The organism is Kribbella sp. NPDC003505, assembly GCF_040610875.1.
Taxonomy (GTDB): Bacteria; Actinomycetota; Actinomycetes; order Propionibacteriales; family Kribbellaceae; genus Kribbella.
Genome location: NZ_JBEXNA010000008.1, coordinates 334477 through 352562, shown reverse-complemented (window position 1 = coordinate 352562; position 18086 = coordinate 334477). Strand labels below are relative to the sequence as shown.

Here is an 18086-nt window from a genome sequence, read left to right as displayed (position 1 = left end):
GCGTCATCAAAGCACGCTCCGTCGCCGAGCGGGGGGAGGCAGGGCGGGGCGCCGCCCGGACAGCTCGCGCGGTCGTTCGCGGTGTGGACGGACCGAGGCGCGGCGCGGGCCGGTGTGCGAGGCTCGGGCGGACGGGTCGGGTGGTCGAGAGAGGCGGTGGTCGGACGTGAGCCAGGTGACGAACTGGGCAGGCAACGTCAGCTTTGCGAGTGCGCTGCAGCGGCCGCGGACCGTCGAGGAACTGCAGGAGCTGGTCGCGGCGGCCGAGAAGGTCCGGGTGCTCGGCACCGGGCACTCGTTCAACCGGATCGCCGACAGCACCGGTGTGCTGGTCAGCGTGCAGGACCTGCCGCAGGTCGTCGAGGTCGGCGAGCGCGGCGTGACGGTCTCGGCCGGCCTCCGGTACGGCGAGATCACCGCCGCGCTGCAGGCCCAGGGACTCGCGCTGCACAACCTCGGGTCACTGCCGCACATCTCGGTCGCGGGCGCGTGCTCGACCGGTACGCACGGCTCCGGCGACACCAACGGCCCGCTCGCGGACGCGGTCAGCGCGATCACGTTCGTCGACGCGCGCGGCGAACTCGTGACGCTGACCCGCGACGACCCGGACTTCGCCGGCTCGGTCGTCTCGCTCGGCGCACTCGGGGTGACCGTGAGCTTGACGCTCGACGTGCAACCGTCGTACGAGATCAGCCAGGTGGTGTACGACGGGCTGCCGGTGGAGCGGCTCGGGTCGGACCTGGACGCGGTGATGGGCAGCGCGTACAGCGTGAGCGCGTTCACCGACTGGGTGGACCCCGACGTCATGGTCTGGCGCAAGCGCCGCGAACTGACCGCGCCCGAGCCGCAGTGGCTGGGCGCCTCGCTCGCCGACGGGCCGCGGCACCCGATCAAGGTGATGCCGGCCGACTACGCGACCCAGCAGGGCGGCGTACCGGGCCCGTGGAACGAGCGGCTGCCGCACTTCCGGCTGGAGTTCACGCCGAGCAACGGGGACGAGTTGCAGTCGGAGTACTTCGTGGCGCGTGGGCGGGCCGCCGAGGCGTTCGACGTACTGCGGGCCCTGGGCAACCGGTTCGCGCCGGTGATCCAGGTGTCGGAGGTCCGCACGATCGCTGCCGACGACTTGTGGCTGAGCCCGAGCCAGGGCCGCGACACGGTCGCCCTGCACTTCACCTGGATCCAGGACGAGACCGCCGTACGCCCGGTGGTCGCTGAGCTGGAGGAACGGCTCGCGCCGCTGGACGCCCGCCCGCACTGGGGCAAGGTCTTCGCCGCCGACGCCGCCACGCTCGCCGAGCGCTACCCCCGCGTCCCGGACTTCGTCGCCCTGGCCGCGAAGTACGACCCGGCCGGCAAGTTCCGCAACCCCTACCTCGACACCTTCCTGCCCGGTTAGAGCTGAGCGAGGTCCTCGAGGGTGCCGGTGATGGTCCACAGCAGATTGCGGAGGACACGGCGGTCCTCGGGCGTGAGCTGGGCGAGGGCGCGGCGGCCGGCCCGGTCGTAGATCTCCTGGACCGTGTGGGCGAGCTCGACGCCGTGCTCGGTCAGCTCGATGCCGACCTGCCGCGCGTCGGTCGTGCTCTTCACCCGCCGTACGAGCCCGGCGGCCTCCATCCGCTGCGTGGTCCTGGTGGCCGTCGGCACCTCGACGTCGAGCACCTTCGCGAGCCGAGCCACCGGCAACGACCCGTGGTGCAGCAGCTTGGCGAGCACGAGCTCCTGGCCCGTGTGCAGCACGGTCCCCGCCAGCTCGTCGGCCACCGCCTTCCGTGCCGCCCGCTCCGCGAACCGCAATGCGACCAGCACGTCCGCCTCGTCGGCCGGCGCCTCCGGCGACCACCCGCCGTCGGTGGCGGTCACGTGTGACTCCGCGGGAGGAACGGGTTGCGGGAGTTGAAGTCGCCGATGTAGTCGGTCGGGATCGCCGGCTCGCCCCGGCTGAGCTGGCTGGCGGAGCGGGGGAGCTCGTCGCGGACCTTCTGGTGGTGGGCCTGCGACTCCTGCGGGGTGGTCCGGCCGACGATCTTGCCCGACTCCACGAGCGGTTTCAGCAGGTCGCGGTCGTCGCCGTCGTCGGTCGGCCGCTCACCGACGCCGATCAGCTCGACCTCCGCGACGCCGGCGGCCGAACGCCGCCGCAGCGCCCACTTCCGGCCGCCGATCGAGATCTTGTCCGGGCTCTTCTTCGCCACCGGCACCAGGTCACCGCTCGCGTCCTCGCGCGCGACCAGCTTGTACACGAACCCGCAGGTCGGGTAGCCGGAGCCGGTGACCAGCGACGTACCGACGCCGTACCCGTCGACCGGCGCCGGCGCGAGCGCGGCGATCTGGTACTCGTCCAGGTCGCTGGTCACGATGATCCGGGTCTTCGTCGCGCCGAGGGAGTCCAGCTGTTCCCGGACCTGACCGGCCAGCGACGGCAGGTCGCCCGAGTCCAGCCGGACCGCGCCCAGTTCGGGGCCGGTCAGCTCGATCGCGGTACGCACCGCCGCGGCGACGTCGAACGTGTCGACGAGCAGCGTCGTCCCCTTGCCGAGCGCGTTCACCTGCGACCGGAACGCGTCCTCCTCGCGGTCGTGCAGCAGCGTGAACGCGTGCGCCGCGGTCCCGGTGCTCGGGATGCCGAACCGGCGGGCCGCCTCCAGGTTCGAGGTCGCGCTGAACCCCGCGATGTACGCCGCCAGCGCCGCGCCGACCGCGGCGCCTTCGTGGGTGCGCCGCGAGCCCATCTCGATACAGGGCCGCCCGCCGGCCCACCAGGTCATCCGGGACGCCGCCGAGGCGACCGCGGAGTCGTGGTTCAGGATCGACAAGAAAACGGTTTCCAGCAGCACCGCCTCGGCGAACGACGACTCCACCACGAGCACCGGCGACCCCGGGAAGAAGATCTCCCCGTCGGCGTAGCCGGAGATGTCGCCGGTGAACCGGTACTCCGCCAGCCAGTCCCGGGTAGCCTGGTCGACGACGCCGCGATCGGCCAGGAAGGCGATCGTCTGCTCGTCGAACCGGAACCGCTCGAGTGCGTCCAGCAGGCGGTTGACGCCCGCGACCACGCCGTACCGGCGGCCGTCCGGCAGCCGGCGCGCGAACAGCTCGAACACCGAGCGGCGCTGCGCCGTACCGTCGGCCAGCGCGGCCTGCAGCATGGTCAGCTCGTAGTGGTCGGTCAGGAGCGCCGTGGAGTTGGCCTCTGTGTGGGTCACAGGTGCAGCCTATTGCGACAGCGGAACCGATGATGGAGAGAATGGACAGGTGACCACCGCACCGAGCGAACTCGAGAGCCCCGAGGTCGATGAGGCGATCGAGCTGAGCCCACCTTGGGTGACCGTCGTCTGGAACGACCCGGTCAACCTGATGGACTACGTCACGTTCGTCTTCCAGACCTATTTCGGCTACTCCAAGTCCAAGGCGGAGAAGCTGATGCTGCAGGTGCACCAGGAAGGCAAGTCGGCGGTCTCGAACGGCAATCGGGAAGCGATGGAACGCGACGTGGAAGCGATGCACACCTACGGCCTGTGGGCCACTTGCGAGAAGTCGTGACGCGGTTCCGCAAGCGCCGCAAGACCGTCGTCGTCAGTTTCGCCGAGCACGAGGCGGACATCCTGGCGAACCTGCTCCGCAACCTGGTCGAGCTGCTGTACGACGGGCTGCCGCCGCGCGCGACCGAGTCCAGCGACCCGCTGGCGGCGCTGCTGGACTCCGACGGCCCGACGTCGCCGCCCGAGGACGTCGTCCTGCAGCGGCTGCTCCCGGACGCGTACAAGCAGGACGACATGGCGGCGGCCGAGTTCCGGCGGTTCACCGAGCGCGGGTTGCGCGAGGGCAAGGTCAGCGACGCCAAGCGGGTGCTGTCCGCGCTCGAGCAGTCCGGCGCCGACGAGATCGCGCTCGAGCCCGACGAACAGCTCTCCTGGCTGCGCGCGCTGAACGATCTCCGCCTCGCGATCGGCACCCGCCTCGACATCAAGGACGAGGACGACTACTCCACCTGGGAGAAGCTCGCCGACGACGACCCGCGCCGCCTCACCTACGACCTCTACGACTGGCTCGGCTACCTCCAGTCCGCCCTCCTCCACAACATGCGCCCGTAACACCACGCCCACCCCCTCCGTCGACGCGAAAGGACACCGCCTTCGGCGGCGACTGACTGTTGGCGCCTTCGGCGCGAGAGGGGTCGTGACGCGCGGAGGTGGTTGGCGCGGACGGATGTGGCTCCGGGGGAAGCGCGACCTGGCACCGCCCTCCGTCGGCGTGTGCTGCCTCGGGCGGCAGCACACCGTCTTCAGCCGCGGCTGACCGTTGGCGCCTCCGGCGGTGGCGTGCTTGGTGGTTGGTGGGGTGAGTGTGGTTCGGCGGAAGGGGGAGCGCCTTCGGCGGCGGGTGTTTGTTGGCGCCTTCGGCGCGGGCGTGTCAGGGGGCGACCGGGGTGGAGTTGGTTGGCGCGGGCGGATATTTATGCGGGGACCGCGAAGTGGTGCCGGCTTCGTGGGTGAAGAGACGTGCTGCTGGCGGCAACCGCACCGGTGGGCTCGGCGACCGTCGGACCTGATCGTGAGTGATCGGCCGCCAGGGGCTGCGCTTAGGGTTGCGGTCATGGAGACGCGGCGGCTCGGGCGGACCGGGCGGGATGTTGGGGTGGTCGGGCTCGGGGCTTGGCAGCTCGGGGCGGACTGGGGCGCGGTGGACGAGGGCGACGCGCTCGCGGTGCTGCAGGCTGCGGTCGACGGTGGCGTGACGTTCATCGACACCGCGGACGTGTACGGCGACGGGCGCAGCGAGCGGCTCGTCGGGCAGGTGCTGGAGTCGCGCAACGGGCTGACGGTGGCGACCAAGATGGGCCGGCGCGTCGAGCAAGTGCCGGAGAACTACACACTGGAGAACTTCCGCGGCTGGAACGACCGCTCGCGGCAGAACCTCGGCGTCGACACCATCGACCTGGTCCAGCTGCACTGCCCGCCGACGCCGGTGTACTCCGACGACGCGGTCTTCGACGCGCTCGACACGCTCGTCGACGAGGGGCGCATCGCGGCGTACGGCGTCAGCGTCGAGACCTGCGCGGAGGCGCTGACCGCGATCGCCCGGCCGAACGTGGCGTCGGTGCAGATCATCCTGAACGCGTTCCGCCTCAAGCCGCTCGACGAGGTGCTGCCCGCGGCGCGGGAGGCGGGCGTCGGCATCATCGCCCGCGTCCCGCTCGCCAGCGGGCTGCTGTCCGGCAAGTACGACGAACACACCACCTTCTCTGCCGACGACCACCGCACCTACAACCGCCACGGCGAGGCGTTCGACGTCGGCGAGACGTTCTCCGGCGTCGACTTCGGCGCCGGCCTGGAAGCCGTCCGCCGCCTGATGCCCTGGCTCACGGCCGGCACCACGATGGCCCAGTTCGCCCTCCGCTGGATCCTCGACCAACCCGGCGTCTCGGTCGTCATCCCCGGCGCCCGCAACCCAGCCCAGGTAGCCGGCAACATCTCCGCCGCCACCCTGCCCCCACTCACCCCCGATCAGCTCACCGCCGTCCAGGAGACCTACGACACCCTGATCCGCCCCCAGATTCACGACCGCTGGTAGGGCGCTGTCCGCATTCTGGACCGACTCCGCGGTTGGCGAGGCCGGCGCGGCGCTCGCCGTACCGTGGAGACGTGCTGGTCATCGAGAAGGCGACGTACGACGCGATCGTGGCGCACGCGCGGCGGGATCATCCCGACGAGGCGTGTGGTGTGGTCGCGGGCGCGGAGGGCAGTGACCGGGCCACCCGGTTCATCCCGATGCTGAACGCCGCGATGTCGCCGACGTTCTACGAGTTCGACTCCGGCGACCTGCTCCGGCTCTACAAGGAGCTCGACGAGCGGGACGAGGAGCCGGTGGTGATCTACCACTCACACACCGCCACCGAGGCGTACCCGTCGCGGACCGATATCAACCTGGCCCAGGAGCCGGGCGCCCACTACGTGCTGGTCTCGACGCGGGACGGCGCCGACTCCCCGGCGTACGACGGGCCGGTCGAGTTCCGGTCGTACCGGATCGTCGACGGCGAGGTCACGGAAGAAGAAGTACGCGTGGTTGGTTCCTATGGAGAAAGCCCTGAAGGAGAAGACTGATATGGCGATCGAGCTGCGCGTGCCGACGATCCTGCGCACCTACACGGGTGGGGCGAAGGCGGTCACCGGCGACGGAGCGACCCTGGCCGAGTTCATCGACAACGTGAACGGGACCCACGCGGGTCTCAAGGAGCGCATCGTGGAGGGCGACCCGGAGGAATTGCGCCGGTTCGTGAACGTGTACGTGAACGACGAGGACGTCCGGTTCACCGGCGGCCTGAAGACCGAGGTCAAGGACGGCGACGTCGTCGTCGTGCTGCCGGCCGTCGCCGGCGGCTGAGCCTGATGCGTTTCGACAGCCTGCTCGACTCGGTCGGCGGCACCCCGCTGGTCGGGCTGCCGCGGTTGTCGCCGTCGGCCGACGTCCGGCTCTGGGCGAAGCTCGAGGACCGCAACCCGACCGGGTCGATCAAGGACCGGGCCGCGTTGCGGATGCTGCTGGACGCCGAGAAGGACGGTCGGCTGCGCCCGGGCAACACGATCCTGGAGCCGACGTCCGGCAACACCGGCATCTCGCTGGCGATGGCGGCCAAGCTGCGCGGCTACCGGATGGTCTGCGTGCTGCCGGAGAACACCTCCGAGGAGCGCCGCCAGATCCTGCGGATGTGGGGTGTGGAGATCATCTCCTCCCCGGCCGCGGGCGGCTCCAACGAGGCGGTCCGGGTCGCGAAGCAGGTCGCGGAGGAGCACCCCGACTGGGTGATGCTGTACCAGTACGGCAACCCGTCGAACGCGCTCGCGCACTACGACGGCACCGCGCGGGAGATCCTCGACGACCTCCCCTCGGTCACGCATTTCGTGGCCGGCCTCGGCACGACCGGGACGCTGATGGGCGCCGGCCGGTTCTTCCGCGAGCACAAACCCGCGGTGAAGATCGTGGCCGCCGAGCCGCGGTACGGCGAGCTGGTCTACGGCCTGCGCAACCTCGACGAGGGTTTCGTCCCCGAGCTGTACGACGAGACGCTGATCGACGCCCGCTTCTCGGTCGGTCCGCGCGACGCCGTCCGCCGGGTGCGGGAGCTGCTCGACAACGAGGGCATCTTCGCCGGCGTCTCGACCGGCGCGATCCTGCATGCGGCGCTCGGCCAGGCGGCCAAGTGCGTGCGTGCCGGCGAGACCGCGGACATCGCGTTCGTGGTGCCCGACGGCGGCTGGAAGTACCTGTCGACCGGTGCCTACGAGGGCACGATCGACGAGGCGGAGGACCGGCTCGAGGGTCAGCTCTGGGCCTGAGCGCTTGCCGGTTCGGCAAGTTCGCGTGCTGTTTCGGCGCTGTGTCGCCAGGCTGGTCCGGTGCAGAGACGCGATGCCGGACCGCCGGCGACCGGGCCGGGTGAGCGGGACGTGCTCGTCGGTTTCCTCGACTACCTCCGGACGTCGATCGCGGCCAAGGCCGAGGGCCTGGCCGACGAGCTCGTGCGGCAACCCGGCGTACCGTCCGGGACCAACGTGCTCGGGCTGATCAAGCACCTGACCGCCGTCGAGCGGCACTGGGTGCTCGGGCAGCCGGTGCGGAGTTGGCCGGCGACGTTCCGCGCGCGTGCGGACGAGACGGCGGCGGAGGTGCTCGCGGCGTACTGCGGGACAACCGCCGAAGCGAACACGGAGGTCGCGACGTGGGACGACCTCGAGGCGCCGGGGCCCAGGCCGGGAAGGTCGAGCGCGCCGTCGCGGCGGTGGACGCTCGTGCATCTGATCGAGGAGACCGCCCGGCACGCGGGGCATGCCGACATCCTGCGGGAACAGCTGGACGGCCGGACCGGGCGCTGAAACCAGCGGGTCCGGGGGTGCAGGGGTTCGTGCAGGATCAGGGGAGTGGCCGGGCCGGCGGGCGGAGGGCCGGTCCGTGCCGTCGAGTGCCTATCGTTGCCTTAGGCACCTTCTGCGAGTTCTACGTCATGTCCGCCTACGGTTGCTTGAAGAGGACCTTGCGGCCCAGTCGGGGGTGGACGCCACGTCCCTTGCAGCTGTTGCACGGGCGCTGGGCGTAACTGAAGATGCTGCCGCGGTGCCGGCCGGCACCCTTGCACCGGTTGCACTTGGCATTCGGGTGCAGCGACAGCGAGACGACGTACGCAGCGAACGCCGCCATGAGGACGAGCAACATCAATCCCACCGGCCCGAGGGCCGTTGCGATATCGGCTGCGGTGCCCGGGGTCGACTCCGTGGCCTGACTCGCGGCCTGCCCTGCGGCCTGCACGTGGTCGGGCTGTGGAGTTGGTGCTGCGGTGGTTCCCAACACCACCGCGAGGTGATGCGTCAGGTTCATGGCATCACGAGGGGCGGTCGAACAAACATCGCTCCAGAGTGGCGTGCATCACGCGAAAAGGCAATTCCATAACGTAAAGATGTGGATAACCTCGGCGTGTCGTTCAGGACCGTTAGGTAAGGCTGCACTTCGCGTCTGCCCGTACTCGGACCCGTATAGGCTTTTCCCGTGGCTGACGCACCGGTGGGGATCTTCGATTCAGGCTTCGGGGGACTCACCGTCGCCCGCGCGGTTCTGGACCAGTTGCCGCACGAGCCGATCCTGTATCTGGGCGACACCGCCCGCCAGCCGTACGGTCCGAAGCCGATCGCCGAGGTGCGTGAGTACGCGCTGGAGTGTCTCGATCATCTCGTCGAGGCCGGCGTGAAGATGCTGGTGATCGCGTGCAACTCCGCGAGTGCGGCGATGCTGCGCGACGCCCGCGAGCGGTACGACGTACCGGTCGTCGAGGTGATCCTGCCGGCCGCGCGCCGGGCCGTCGCCGCGACGCGGAACCAGCGCGTCGGCGTGATCTGCACGAAGGCGACCGCGCAGTCGCTCGCCTACGAGGACGGGTTCGCGGCCGCGCCGCAGGTGGAGCTGTTCACTCATGCGTGCCCCAAGTTCGTGGACTTCGTCGAGTCCGGTGTGACGTCCGGGCCGGAGTTGCTCGAGGCCGCCCATGAGTACCTGGACCCGCTGGTCGAGGCCGGCGTCGACACGTTGATCCTCGGCTGCACGCACTACCCGTTGCTCACCGGCGTCATCTCGTACGTGATGGGCGACAACGTCACGCTGGTCAGCAGCGCGGAGGAGTGCGCCAAGGACGTCTACGGCGTACTGACGAAGACCGGCCTGCTCCGCCCCGACAACCTGCCCGCCCCCGAGCACCGGTTCGTCACGACCGGAAACCCCGCGGAGTTCGCGGCGATCGGCTCGCGCTTCCTCGGCCCCGCGCTGGCGAACGTCGACCAGTTCGCCTGGGTCCGCTGACTGTGACCTGGATCGCACCCGGCCGTTGTCCAAGGCACCGGACGCGGCCGGGATGCCTGTGCAGTAACCGAATCGACGCCTCCGGTCGTCCTGCGAAGGCCGAGACTCGCCGGTAGGGTTCCAGGTATGAAGCTCACCGTGATCGGTTGCTCCGGGTCTGTGCCCGGGCCGGACTCGGCCGCCTCGAGCTATCTGGTCACCGCCGACGGGTTCAACCTGGTCCTCGACCTCGGCAGTGGCGCGCTCGGTTCGCTCCAACGGCACATCGCCGTCCCGGAGATCGGGGCGATCGGCCTGTCCCACCTGCATCCTGACCACTGCATGGATCTGTGCGGGCTGTACGTCGCGGCGCGCTACGCGCCCGGGGCGCCGATCCCGCGGATCCCCGTGTTCGGGCCGCCCGGTACGTCGGAACGCATGGCGCTGGCGTACGACCTGCCGCTCGAGCCCGGGATGGAGGAGGAGCTGGAATTCCACGCCTGGCAGGACGTCCAGCAGGTCGGGCCGTTCACGATCCGCACCGCGCGGATGGTGCACCCGGTGCCGGCGTACGCGATCCGGGTCGAGCACGGGACCAAGTCGCTGGTCTACACCGGCGACACCGGGCCGAACGACGCGCTGATCGAGCTCGCCCGCGGCGCCGACGTGCTGCTGTCGGAGGCCGCGCTGCCGGACAACGAGCCGAACAACCCGGTCGACCTGCACCTGACGCCGTCCGACGCCGGTGAGCACGCCAAGAAGGCCGGCGTGAAGCGGCTCGTCATCACCCACGTCCCGCCGTGGTACGACCGCGTCACGCAGGCCGAGAACGCCCGCCGTACCTTCCCCGGTCCCGTCGAACTCGCCACACCGCACGCCGTCTTCGACATCTGACGCCGGACGCCGGCCTAGGGTGCGCCCGCGGGTTCGTCGGGCGGCTTGGCGTACGCGGAGACGACACCGGGAAGCGTGCGGAGAGCGCGGACCATGATCGTGTCCTCGGCGTCGCCCTCGCCGGCCGTGAACCAGGCGGACAGCTCCGCGTCCTGGACGCCGGGATGGAGCGGGCGCAGCTCGATGCCGAGCGCAGCTGCCGCGGCGACGACCGCTTCAGGGTCGTCGCCGGACAGTCTCGCGACAACGGTCAACCTGACACCACCAGGCCGACCACGGTGCCGCCGTCGTACCAGGCCTGGACCGTGCTGCCGCTGCCGAGGAAGGCCCGCTGCACCATGTCGCACTGGATCGCCGTCGGGTTGGTCAAAGCCCGCCAGCCGTTGTCGGCAAACAACCACAGCCGCATCGGGCCGGACGGAATCGGGACGAGCTCCATCCAGTACTGCGTGGCGATCGCGGAGGTGACTGCTGCCACCGCATCGGGTGTCGCAGCCCGCATCGGCTGTCCGGCAGTCGGTGTGGTGGTGGCAGCACGGCCGGCAGCCGCGGCCGGACCGCCGTTGCTCGACTGGATGACTGGATTGGTCGTGGTCATGAGAACTCCTTGAGCAAAGTATGTACCGAATTCAGCAGATCAAGTGCCGGAGACGACCAGGCCGACGACGACGTCGCCCTGGTGCCAGACCTGGACGGTCGAGCCGGAGCCGAGGAACGCGCGCTGGACCATGTCCTGGATGACCGCGTTCGGGTCGTCCAGATGCCGCCAGGCCGAGTTGACGAAGAACCACAAGCTGCGTGCGCTACCGGCCGGGTACGGCGTCAGCTCGTCCCAGTACTGGCTGGCGATACCGCTCTCCGTCACCACCGGTACGAGCGCCGCCATCGCCTGGCGCAGATCCGGACGGTTGCCGATCCGCTGGGTGGCCGGTCCGTTGAGTCCGTCCTGCTGCGGTGACCCCGTGGTCCGCAGCAGGTTCTGTGCCTGCGCCGGTGTCAGTTTCGCCCGGCCCGCGGCTGCCTGCATGCCCTGGATCGCGGCCAGTGAGCCGACCACGATCGGCGACGCGGACGACGTACCGCTGAACCGCTCGGTGTACCAGCGGTTCTCGTCCGCCCCGTCCTGCAGGTCGCCGTACCCGGTGGTCACCACTTCGCGGCCCCAGCCCTGGGCGTCCACCCGGGCGCCGTAGTTGGAGAAGTCGAGCCGTGACCGGTCGGGGCCGAAGGTGCCCGAGGGCGGCGCGCCGGCTCCGACGATCACCGCGCCGGACGACGGGTTGGCGGGGTTGAACGGGTTCTGCCAGGTCGCCGGGAATCCGGCCGCCGGGGTGTCGTACAGGGCGTCGTCGAGGTTCTCCGCGCCGTTCCCCGCGGCGCCGACGACGATGATGCCCTTGCCGACCGCGTAGCGTACGGCGGCGAGGTCGTCGGGCCACCACTCGATCGCGATGTACCCGCGCTGGTCCCCGCGCGGTGCGAAGTCGAACCGCGGGCCGGGCCGGTGCAGCTCGAGCAGGATGATGTCGCCGGGGCCGAGCGCGTCGGCCGCCTGCTGGATGCAGGTCGCCGATCCGGGGTTGCCGAAGATCGACGCACCGCGGACGACGGCGTCGGGGGCGATCCCGAGCACGCCGATACCGTTGTCATCGGCACCTATCTCGCCGATCACCGCGGTGCCGTGGTTACGCCAGCCGAGGTCCCCGGGCGGGTTCCCGGTCAGCACGCCGCCGGCATTGAGGAGGAGATCCTCGTGGGTGAACAGCCACTCGCCCTCGACGTCGATGATCCGGATGGTGGCGCCGCGGCCGCCGGCCTGAGTGGCCGCCCACTGCGCGTCGACACCGCCCGGCGCCGGGCCGAGGTACCCCTGCAACGGGGTGAAGTCCGGCGTCGCCGCGGGTGGTTGCAGTACCTCGAGACGGGGCGGGGCCTCGACCGAGGCCGGTTCCGCCGCCGGCTTCACGTACGCGGCGGACACGTGTTCCGCGGCCGCGAGCCGCTCGGCCAGCGCGTCGAGCCGGTCGTCGCCGGCGCGTACCCGGTAGAACTCCGCGAGCCCCGCCGTACCTGCTGCGGGTGCCGCGGCGCCGCGCGCCCGGATCGTCTCCTCGTCCGGCCCGAACACCGGCTCGAGGGTGATCTCCTCGGCGGTCAGTACCGCCGACAGCTGTGAGGTGTCCGCACCGGCCAGTGACGCGACGGCGTACGGCGCGGCCCGCAACCTGGCAGACGGCTCCGCCACCACGATGAGTTCCCGCTCCGGCCGCAGGGACGCGGACGGAGTGCCAGACCCGTCGCTGCCGCTGCCGCCGCCGCTGTTGCCGCCGCTGGTGCCGCCGGTACGACTTCCGCGGTTGCCCCCGCCGCCTGCTTTCTCCTTCGTCGTCCGAGTCCTTCGTTCGGCCATGACGCCCTCCCTTGCGTTAGCCGGCGCTGCGGACGCTGCCAGCGCAGCGTCACCACGGCGTCACTCGCGCAAGGTCCAACGCTTGTTCATGCCCGGAGCACCCGGCAGGGGCGATGACGCGGTGTGCGGACCGTGCTATCAAAGGAAGCAGGGGCTTCGGGGGGAGCCGATGGCCGGGGGAGGGCGATCATGTCGCCGGATTTCGTGAGTTGGCTCGTGAGCCGTGCGGTGCGCGGAAGCCCGCCGGTTCTGCGGCTCTTCAGCGGCCCGGAGACCTCCCTCGGAGCTCGCCCGCTCCGCATCCCGGACACGAGCAAGCGGTTGTGCGCGTTCGTCGCGGTGCATCAGGGCGCCGTCAGCCGGAGGCACGCGGCCGGGACGTTGTGGCCGGACTGCGACGACGACCGTGCCGCGGCGAACCTGCGGTCGGCGTTGTGGCGGCTCAACGGCTACGGCGTGCGGTTCGTCGAGACCCGGCGGCACGCCCTCGCCGTCGCGCAGAACGTCGTCGTCGACCTCGACGTCGTGGACGACTGGGCCAACCGCCTGATCGGCCACCACGAGGTCCCCGAGGACCTGGCTGCGGTGCCGCGGGACGTGAACGCGCTCGAGCTGCTGCCGGGGCTGTCCGACGACTGGGTCCTGTTCGAGCGCGAGCGGATCCGGCAGCGGCTGCTGCACGCGTTCGAGGCGCAGAGCCGGCGGCTGCTCGCCCGGGACCGGTACGCCGAGGCCCTTGACGTCGCCCTGCTCATCGTCTGCGCCGACCCGCTCCGCGAGACTGCGCAGCGCGCCCTGATCGAGTGTCACCTGGCCGAGCACAATCTCGCCGAAGCGGCCCGCGCGTACACGCGGTACCGCAGTCTGCTGCAGCGTGAACTAGGTGCCGAACCGGACGCATCGCTGACCGAGCTGGTCGTCCACCCGGCTCAGCATCCTACGCAGCACCGCGAGTTGGTCCGGCTCCGGATCTCCTGATGCTCACGCCACCTGCGCACGGACTGTTTCCAGCAAGGCGTCGCCCGGTCGGAGGCCGAAGTGCTCGGCTGCCGATCCGCCGCGGATGACGAGTTCGGTGAAGCCGGTGCCGGAGCTGCCGGGGACGATGCCCGGGGTGAGGCGGGGTACGGCGGTGAGGTGCGGGTAGCAGGTCACGTCGACGTACGCGGTGCTGCCGTCGTCGTTGCGTCGGGCAACGGAAAGGGTGTCGCCGGGGACGAGGTCGAGCCGGCGGTCCAGCTTGCAGTTGCCGAAGTTGTCGACCACGGTCACGGTCGGCTCGTCGTCGGCGAGTTCGGGTACGGCGGTCTCGGTCGCCGGCACCGGGCGGCCGTCGGCGACCCATTTCGCCAGTAGCGGCAGGTACCAGAGGCTGCGGAACTGCGTGCCGGCGATCTTGTCGACGTCGTCCGCGCCGAAGCCGGCTGCCGTGACGGCCTCGCGGATGTCGGTGACGCGGACGTGGTCGATGCCGAGCTCACGCCGTACCAGCGACAGGACGCGAGGGTTGAAGGTGCTCGCGACCAGGTGCTTGCCGAAGTAGAAGAAGCAGAACGGTACGCCGTTCGGCCAGCCGCCGTCGCGCGGTGCGATGTTCAGCAGCGTGATGGTCGGATGCCCGTCCTCGCCCAGTGCCGTGGTGGCGATCAGGCAGTCGAGCAGGGTGAGCGCGGCGAACGACTCCGGATCGGGTCCGTCGGCGGCGACGATCGTCGGCGACTGGCCGAACAGGGCGCCGATCCGGGTGCTGAGTCTGGCGCGGGCGTTGCCGTCGAAACAGTCGGTGATGTAGGTGATCGGGGACATGGCGAAAGGCTCCTGTGGTGTGCAGCGGGTCGTGGAAAACGAAAGAGGCCCCCGACATCGGGGGCCTCTCGCTGCAAGCACACGTGCCTACGCCGCTGAAGTCCTCCCGCATCGAGGGCTCAGCATTCGCATCGCGGCGTACCTGGTCACGTCCACGAGCGTAGCACCCTCACCTGGCCTGCCCGTTGTCGAAATACGCCACCAGGGCCGGGTCGAGCGCGGGGATGTCCTGCGGTACGCCGTTCGCGCGCAGCGACTCGGTGGCGGCGTAGCCGGCCGCGACCGCGGCGCGGGCGGCGACCGGGGACGTGAGGGTCGCGCCGCCGTTGCGGACGAAGTTGACGAACTCGGCCACCAGGTGCGGGTCGGCGCCGCCGTGGTGCTCGGTCTCGCCGGCGATCTCGACGACCTGGTCGGCGTCCTCGCGGTAGCCCGAGCGGCGGCTGTTCCACACCTTCACCACGCCGCCGGCGGTGTCACCGAAGTTCTCCAGCCGGCCGTGGGTGCCGATCACCGTGTAGTTGCGCCAGTAGTCCGGCGTGTAGTGGCACTGCTCGTAGGTCAGGAAGACGCCGTTGTCGAGCAGCAGATTCGCCATCGAGATGTCCTCGACGTCCATCACCGGCGCCAGGCCCTTCTGCTCCAGCGGCGGCCAGTTGTCGCTGGACACGAAGTCCTTGAACCGCTGGCCGGTCCGGTCCTGCCGGTCGGTGATCCCGCCGTACAGCGTGAGCGCGCCCATCGCGTTCACCCGGGTCGTGTAGCCGCCGGCCAGCCAGTGCATCACGTCGATGTCGTGGGCGCCCTTCTGCAGCAGCAGTCCGGTCGTCCGGCGGCGGTCCGCGTGCCAGTCCTTGAAGTAGAAGTCGCCGCCGTGGCCGACGAAGTGCCGGCACCAGATCGCCTTCACGTCGCCGATCGCGCCGTCCTGGATCAGTTGGCGCATCGTCAGGACGACCGGCATGTGGCGCATGTTGTGGCCGACGTACAGCCGGGCGCCGGACTCGTACGCCGCGCGCAGGACCCGGTCGCAGCCCTCGGTGGTGATCGCCAGCGGCTTCTCGACGAACACCGAGACGCCCGCCTCGAGGAAGTCGATCGCCGGACCCTCGTGCAGGTCGTCGGGCGTGGTCAGGAAGACGCCGTCGAGCTTGGCGTCGAGCAGGTCGGTGTGGTCGGCGTGCCCGCTCGCCTCCGGGTACAGCTCGAGCGCCGCGTCCCGCTGCGGTGCGGACGGGTCGGCCACGGCCACGACCTCGGACCCCTCGCCGGGACGGTGCGCGTACTGCGCGATGCGGCTGCGGGCGCCGAGACCCACGACGCCAAACCGAAGATCAGTCATACCAGGCAACTCCTGCACATAGTTGTTTGCAACAGCCTAACTCCGAGCAATTCTGGCTAGCAATCACCGATCCTCCAGCTGGAATTGGGCTGCCCGTCATCCACCGCACATCGAGGTCTCGCTCCGTGCCGTCACCATGGCGGAATGTGAGCCTCCACTACGTGGCACTGGGGGACTCGACCACAGTAGGGGTCGGGGACCCGCTGAACGGCAGCAGTACGAAGGACCTGTCCGGTGCCGGTGCGCGGCCGGGGGAGGGCTGGCGCGGCTGGGCCGCGCTGCTTGCGGACTCCCTGGCCGGCACCCACCGTGTGACGTTCTCCAACTTCGCGACCAGCGGCGCCACGGTGCCGGTCGTCGCGACCGAGCAACTGCCCTCGATCGGCGACGGCCCGATCGACCTCGCCTCGCTGGTCGTCGGCGTCAACGACACCCTGCGGTCCACGTTCGACGCGGGCCGGATCCGCCACCACCTGTACGAGTGCGCGGAGCAGCTGACCGCCCGCGGCGCGTTGCTGCTGACCGTCCGCTTCCACGACCACGGCAAGGTGTTCGGCCTGCCGCGCTGGCTGCGACGGCCGCTGTGGCAGCGGATCGAGCAGGTCAACGTCGCGTTCGACGACCTGCACGCGCGGTACGGCGGCATCCGGCTGGACTTGGCCGACTACCCCGAGGTGTACCGGCGGGACTTCTGGAGTATCGACCGGCTGCATCCGGGCGAACGCGGGCACCGGACGCTGGCCCGCGCGTTCGCCGACGGACTGGCGGCGCGGGGCGTGCCGATCGACGCGCCACCGGACCTGGACTGCGCGTACCGGCCGCCGAGCCGGTGGGCGGACGCGGTCTGGCTCGCGCGGGAGGGCGTGCCCTGGGTCGGCCGCCGCGCCCACGACCTGCTGCCCTGGGCCGCGCGGATGGCGATCAGCCAGGTCCGGTCGGGTCCGCTCGATGCGGAGGTCCGACGAGTGGAGGCATAGGGTCTGCTGCATGGCCCGTATCGATGGACGTAATGCTGACCAGCTCCGACCGGTGCAGGTGACCCGGAACTGGCTCGACCACGCCGAGGGCTCGGTGCTGGTCGAGTTCGGGCGCACCCGGGTGCTGTGTGCGGCGAGTGTGACCGAGGGCGTGCCGCGCTGGCGCAAGGGCTCCGGCCTCGGCTGGGTGAGCGCGGAGTACGCGATGCTCCCGCGGTCCACCAACACCCGCTCGGACCGCGAGTCGGTGAAGGGCCGGATCGGTGGCCGCACCCACGAGATCTCCCGGCTGATCGGCCGGTCGCTGCGGGCCGTGATCGACTACAAGGCGCTCGGCGAGAACACGATCCTGCTCGACTGCGACGTCCTGCAGGCCGACGGCGGCACCCGGACGGCGGCCATCACCGGGGCGTACGTCGCGCTCGCCGACGCGGTCTCCTGGCTGCGCGAGCGGAAGCTGCTGAAGAGCGAGCCGCTGACCGGCACGGTGTCCGCGGTCTCGGTCGGGATCATCGACGGGACGCCGATGCTGGACCTCTGCTACGAGGAGGACGTCCGGGCCGAGACCGACATGAACCTGGTGATCACCGGCGACGGCAAGTTCATCGAGGTGCAGGGCACGGCGGAGGGCGCGCCGTTCGACCGCGCCGAGCTGGACAGCCTGCTGGAGCTCGGCGTCGCCGGCTGCGCGGAGCTTGCCAAGATCCAGCAGGAGGCGCTCGCGTGACCCGGGTGCTGCTCGCGTCGAACAACCAGAAGAAGCTCGAGGAACTGCGCCGGATCCTGACCCCGATCGTGCCGGGCATCGAGGTGCTCGGGCTCGGCGACGTCCCGCCGTACGACGAGCCGGCCGAGACCGAGCCGACCTTCGAGGGCAACGCGTTGCTGAAGGCGCACGCCGCGCTCGCCGCGACCGGTCTGCCGTCGATCGCCGACGACAGCGGGATCTGCGTCGACGCGCTGAACGGTATGCCCGGCGTGCTGTCCGCGCGCTGGGCAGGGCCGGCGAAGGACAACCACGCGAACAACTTGCTGCTGCTCGGGCAGCTCGAGGACGTGCCGGACGAGCGGCGCGGCGCGTCGTTCGTGGCGGCGGTCGCGTTCGTCCGGCCGGACGGCCCGGACGAGTTGGTGCTCGGCGAGATGCGCGGCTCGGTGATCCGGTCGTTGCGCGGAACGGGCGGGTTCGGGTACGACGTGCTGTTCCAGGCCGAGGGGTACGACCGCACCACGGCCGAGCTGTCGATCGAGGAGAAGGACGCGATCAGCCACCGCGGCAAGGCCCTGCGCGAACTGGCCCCGATCGTGGCGAAGGCGTTGGGGAGCTAGA

At 70.6% G+C, this 18086-nt stretch carries 22 protein-coding genes; 14 read left to right on the top strand and 8 right to left on the bottom strand.

Annotated elements, in window-relative coordinates; translation table 11 throughout:
- Positions 1-166: 166 nt before the first annotated feature.
- A complete protein-coding gene (locus ABZX12_RS27945) occupies positions 167-1399 on the top strand; it encodes an FAD-binding protein (RefSeq protein ID WP_355697829.1) in 1233 nt (410 codons plus the stop codon).
- Here the strand turns inward: ABZX12_RS27945 and ABZX12_RS27940 are convergent.
- Positions 1396-1866, bottom strand: a complete 471-nt coding sequence (locus tag ABZX12_RS27940) for a MarR family transcriptional regulator (RefSeq protein ID WP_355697827.1) — start codon at positions 1864-1866, stop codon at positions 1396-1398. The genes ABZX12_RS27945 and ABZX12_RS27940 overlap by 4 nt on opposite strands.
- Positions 1863-3209, bottom strand: coding sequence for a nicotinate phosphoribosyltransferase (locus ABZX12_RS27935; RefSeq protein WP_355697825.1), 1347 nt, complete (start codon positions 3207-3209; stop codon positions 1863-1865). Before ABZX12_RS27935 ends, ABZX12_RS27940 begins: the two co-directional genes overlap by 4 nt.
- 49 nt (positions 3210-3258) lie before the next feature.
- Here ABZX12_RS27935 and clpS point away from each other — a divergent pair, with 49 nt between their 5' ends.
- The 7 genes from clpS to ABZX12_RS27900 all read left to right on the top strand — a co-directional run bounded on the left by clpS (position 3259) and on the right by ABZX12_RS27900 (position 7877).
- Positions 3259-3546, top strand: a complete 288-nt coding sequence (gene clpS, locus ABZX12_RS27930) for an ATP-dependent Clp protease adapter ClpS (protein WP_355472792.1) — start codon at positions 3259-3261, stop codon at positions 3544-3546.
- Positions 3543-4097 carry a DUF2017 domain-containing protein gene (locus ABZX12_RS27925; protein ID WP_355697823.1) on the top strand — a complete coding sequence of 185 codons (555 nt, stop codon included), beginning with the start codon at positions 3543-3545 and terminating at the stop codon, positions 4095-4097. The genes clpS and ABZX12_RS27925 overlap by 4 nt, the downstream gene beginning before the upstream one ends.
- A gap of 502 nt (positions 4098-4599) precedes the next feature.
- Positions 4600-5577, top strand: coding sequence for an aldo/keto reductase (locus ABZX12_RS27920; RefSeq protein ID WP_355697821.1), 978 nt, complete (start codon positions 4600-4602; stop codon positions 5575-5577).
- A gap of 71 nt (positions 5578-5648) precedes the next feature.
- Positions 5649-6107 (top strand): M67 family metallopeptidase, encoded by a 459-nt coding sequence (locus tag ABZX12_RS27915; protein ID WP_355697819.1) that lies wholly within the window; start codon positions 5649-5651, stop codon positions 6105-6107.
- Position 6108: 1 nt separating this feature from the next.
- The gene (locus tag ABZX12_RS27910; RefSeq protein ID WP_355697818.1) at positions 6109-6387 is read left to right on the top strand and encodes a MoaD/ThiS family protein; all 279 of its coding nucleotides are present in this window, start codon (positions 6109-6111) and stop codon (positions 6385-6387) included.
- A gap of 2 nt (positions 6388-6389) precedes the next feature.
- Complete coding sequence (locus ABZX12_RS27905) at positions 6390-7340, top strand: pyridoxal-phosphate dependent enzyme (RefSeq protein WP_355697862.1); 951 nt, start codon at positions 6390-6392, stop codon at positions 7338-7340.
- A 60-nt stretch (positions 7341-7400) separates the two neighbouring features.
- Positions 7401-7877: a DinB family protein gene (locus tag ABZX12_RS27900; protein WP_355697816.1), complete on the top strand. Its 477-nt coding sequence runs from the start codon at positions 7401-7403 to the stop codon at positions 7875-7877.
- Positions 7878-8013: 136 nt separating this feature from the next.
- Here the strand turns inward: ABZX12_RS27900 and ABZX12_RS27895 are convergent, their stop codons facing one another.
- Positions 8014-8376, bottom strand: a complete 363-nt coding sequence (locus ABZX12_RS27895) for a hypothetical protein (protein WP_355697814.1) — start codon at positions 8374-8376, stop codon at positions 8014-8016.
- Positions 8377-8544: 168 nt separating this feature from the next.
- Between ABZX12_RS27895 and murI the strand changes: the two genes are divergently transcribed.
- Positions 8545-9348, top strand: coding sequence for a glutamate racemase (gene murI, locus ABZX12_RS27890; protein WP_355697812.1), 804 nt, complete (start codon positions 8545-8547; stop codon positions 9346-9348).
- A 126-nt stretch (positions 9349-9474) separates the two neighbouring features.
- A complete protein-coding gene (locus tag ABZX12_RS27885; protein ID WP_355697810.1) occupies positions 9475-10221 on the top strand; it encodes an MBL fold metallo-hydrolase in 747 nt (248 codons plus the stop codon).
- Positions 10222-10235: 14 nt separating this feature from the next.
- Here ABZX12_RS27885 and ABZX12_RS27880 read toward each other — a convergent pair whose 3' ends face one another.
- Genes ABZX12_RS27880 through ABZX12_RS27870 form a run of 3 tightly spaced genes read right to left on the bottom strand, consistent with a single transcriptional unit; the run spans position 10236 to position 12631 of the window.
- Entirely contained in the window at positions 10236-10475 is a 240-nt protein-coding gene (locus ABZX12_RS27880) for a hypothetical protein (protein WP_355697809.1), read from the bottom strand.
- Positions 10472-10819: a hypothetical protein gene (locus ABZX12_RS27875; RefSeq protein WP_355697807.1), complete on the bottom strand. Its 348-nt coding sequence runs from the start codon at positions 10817-10819 to the stop codon at positions 10472-10474. Before ABZX12_RS27875 ends, ABZX12_RS27880 begins: the two co-directional genes overlap by 4 nt.
- Positions 10820-10858: 39 nt before the next feature.
- A complete protein-coding gene (locus tag ABZX12_RS27870) occupies positions 10859-12631 on the bottom strand; it encodes a S8 family peptidase (protein WP_355697806.1) in 1773 nt (590 codons plus the stop codon).
- Positions 12632-12820: 189 nt separating this feature from the next.
- On the opposite strand from ABZX12_RS27870, the gene ABZX12_RS27865 reads away from it, so the two are divergent.
- Positions 12821-13609: a bacterial transcriptional activator domain-containing protein gene (locus ABZX12_RS27865; protein WP_355697805.1), complete on the top strand. Its 789-nt coding sequence runs from the start codon at positions 12821-12823 to the stop codon at positions 13607-13609.
- A gap of 3 nt (positions 13610-13612) precedes the next feature.
- On the opposite strand, the gene ABZX12_RS27860 is transcribed toward ABZX12_RS27865, so the two are convergent.
- Both ABZX12_RS27860 and ABZX12_RS27855 read right to left on the bottom strand, forming a co-directional pair.
- On the bottom strand, positions 13613-14437 hold the full coding sequence (locus ABZX12_RS27860; RefSeq protein WP_355697803.1) for an SAM hydroxide adenosyltransferase: 825 nt from the start codon (positions 14435-14437) through the stop codon (positions 13613-13615).
- Positions 14438-14606: 169 nt separating this feature from the next.
- Entirely contained in the window at positions 14607-15779 is a 1173-nt protein-coding gene (locus ABZX12_RS27855; RefSeq protein ID WP_355697802.1) for a Gfo/Idh/MocA family oxidoreductase, read from the bottom strand.
- Positions 15780-15925: 146 nt separating this feature from the next.
- On the opposite strand from ABZX12_RS27855, the gene ABZX12_RS27850 reads away from it, so the two are divergent.
- The 3 genes from ABZX12_RS27850 to rdgB are packed head-to-tail and all read left to right on the top strand — an operon-like array spanning position 15926 to position 18085.
- Positions 15926-16756, top strand: a complete 831-nt coding sequence (locus ABZX12_RS27850; protein ID WP_355697800.1) for an SGNH/GDSL hydrolase family protein — start codon at positions 15926-15928, stop codon at positions 16754-16756.
- A gap of 10 nt (positions 16757-16766) precedes the next feature.
- Positions 16767-17483: a ribonuclease PH gene (gene rph / locus ABZX12_RS27845; RefSeq protein WP_355697798.1), complete on the top strand. Its 717-nt coding sequence runs from the start codon at positions 16767-16769 to the stop codon at positions 17481-17483.
- Positions 17480-18085 carry an RdgB/HAM1 family non-canonical purine NTP pyrophosphatase gene (rdgB, locus tag ABZX12_RS27840; protein WP_355697797.1) on the top strand — a complete coding sequence of 202 codons (606 nt, stop codon included), beginning with the start codon at positions 17480-17482 and terminating at the stop codon, positions 18083-18085. The genes rph and rdgB overlap by 4 nt, the downstream gene beginning before the upstream one ends.
- Position 18086: the final 1 nt, after the last annotated feature.

Coding starts and splice junctions, on each gene's coding strand:
- ABZX12_RS27865 (WP_355697805.1), top strand. CDS start 12,821: ATGTCGCCGGATTTCGTGAGTTGGCTCGTGAGCCGTGCGGTGCGCGGA.
- rph (WP_355697798.1), top strand. CDS start 16,767: ATGGCCCGTATCGATGGACGTAATGCTGACCAGCTCCGACCGGTGCAG.
- ABZX12_RS27855 (WP_355697802.1), bottom strand. CDS start 15,779: ATGACTGATCTTCGGTTTGGCGTCGTGGGTCTCGGCGCCCGCAGCCGC.
- ABZX12_RS27875 (WP_355697807.1), bottom strand. CDS start 10,819: ATGACCACGACCAATCCAGTCATCCAGTCGAGCAACGGCGGTCCGGCC.
- ABZX12_RS27860 (WP_355697803.1), bottom strand. CDS start 14,437: ATGTCCCCGATCACCTACATCACCGACTGTTTCGACGGCAACGCCCGC.
- ABZX12_RS27870 (WP_355697806.1), bottom strand. CDS start 12,631: ATGGCCGAACGAAGGACTCGGACGACGAAGGAGAAAGCAGGCGGCGGG.
- ABZX12_RS27885 (WP_355697810.1), top strand. CDS start 9,475: ATGAAGCTCACCGTGATCGGTTGCTCCGGGTCTGTGCCCGGGCCGGAC.
- ABZX12_RS27920 (WP_355697821.1), top strand. CDS start 4,600: ATGGAGACGCGGCGGCTCGGGCGGACCGGGCGGGATGTTGGGGTGGTC.
- ABZX12_RS27895 (WP_355697814.1), bottom strand. CDS start 8,376: ATGAACCTGACGCATCACCTCGCGGTGGTGTTGGGAACCACCGCAGCA.
- ABZX12_RS27910 (WP_355697818.1), top strand. CDS start 6,109: ATGGCGATCGAGCTGCGCGTGCCGACGATCCTGCGCACCTACACGGGT.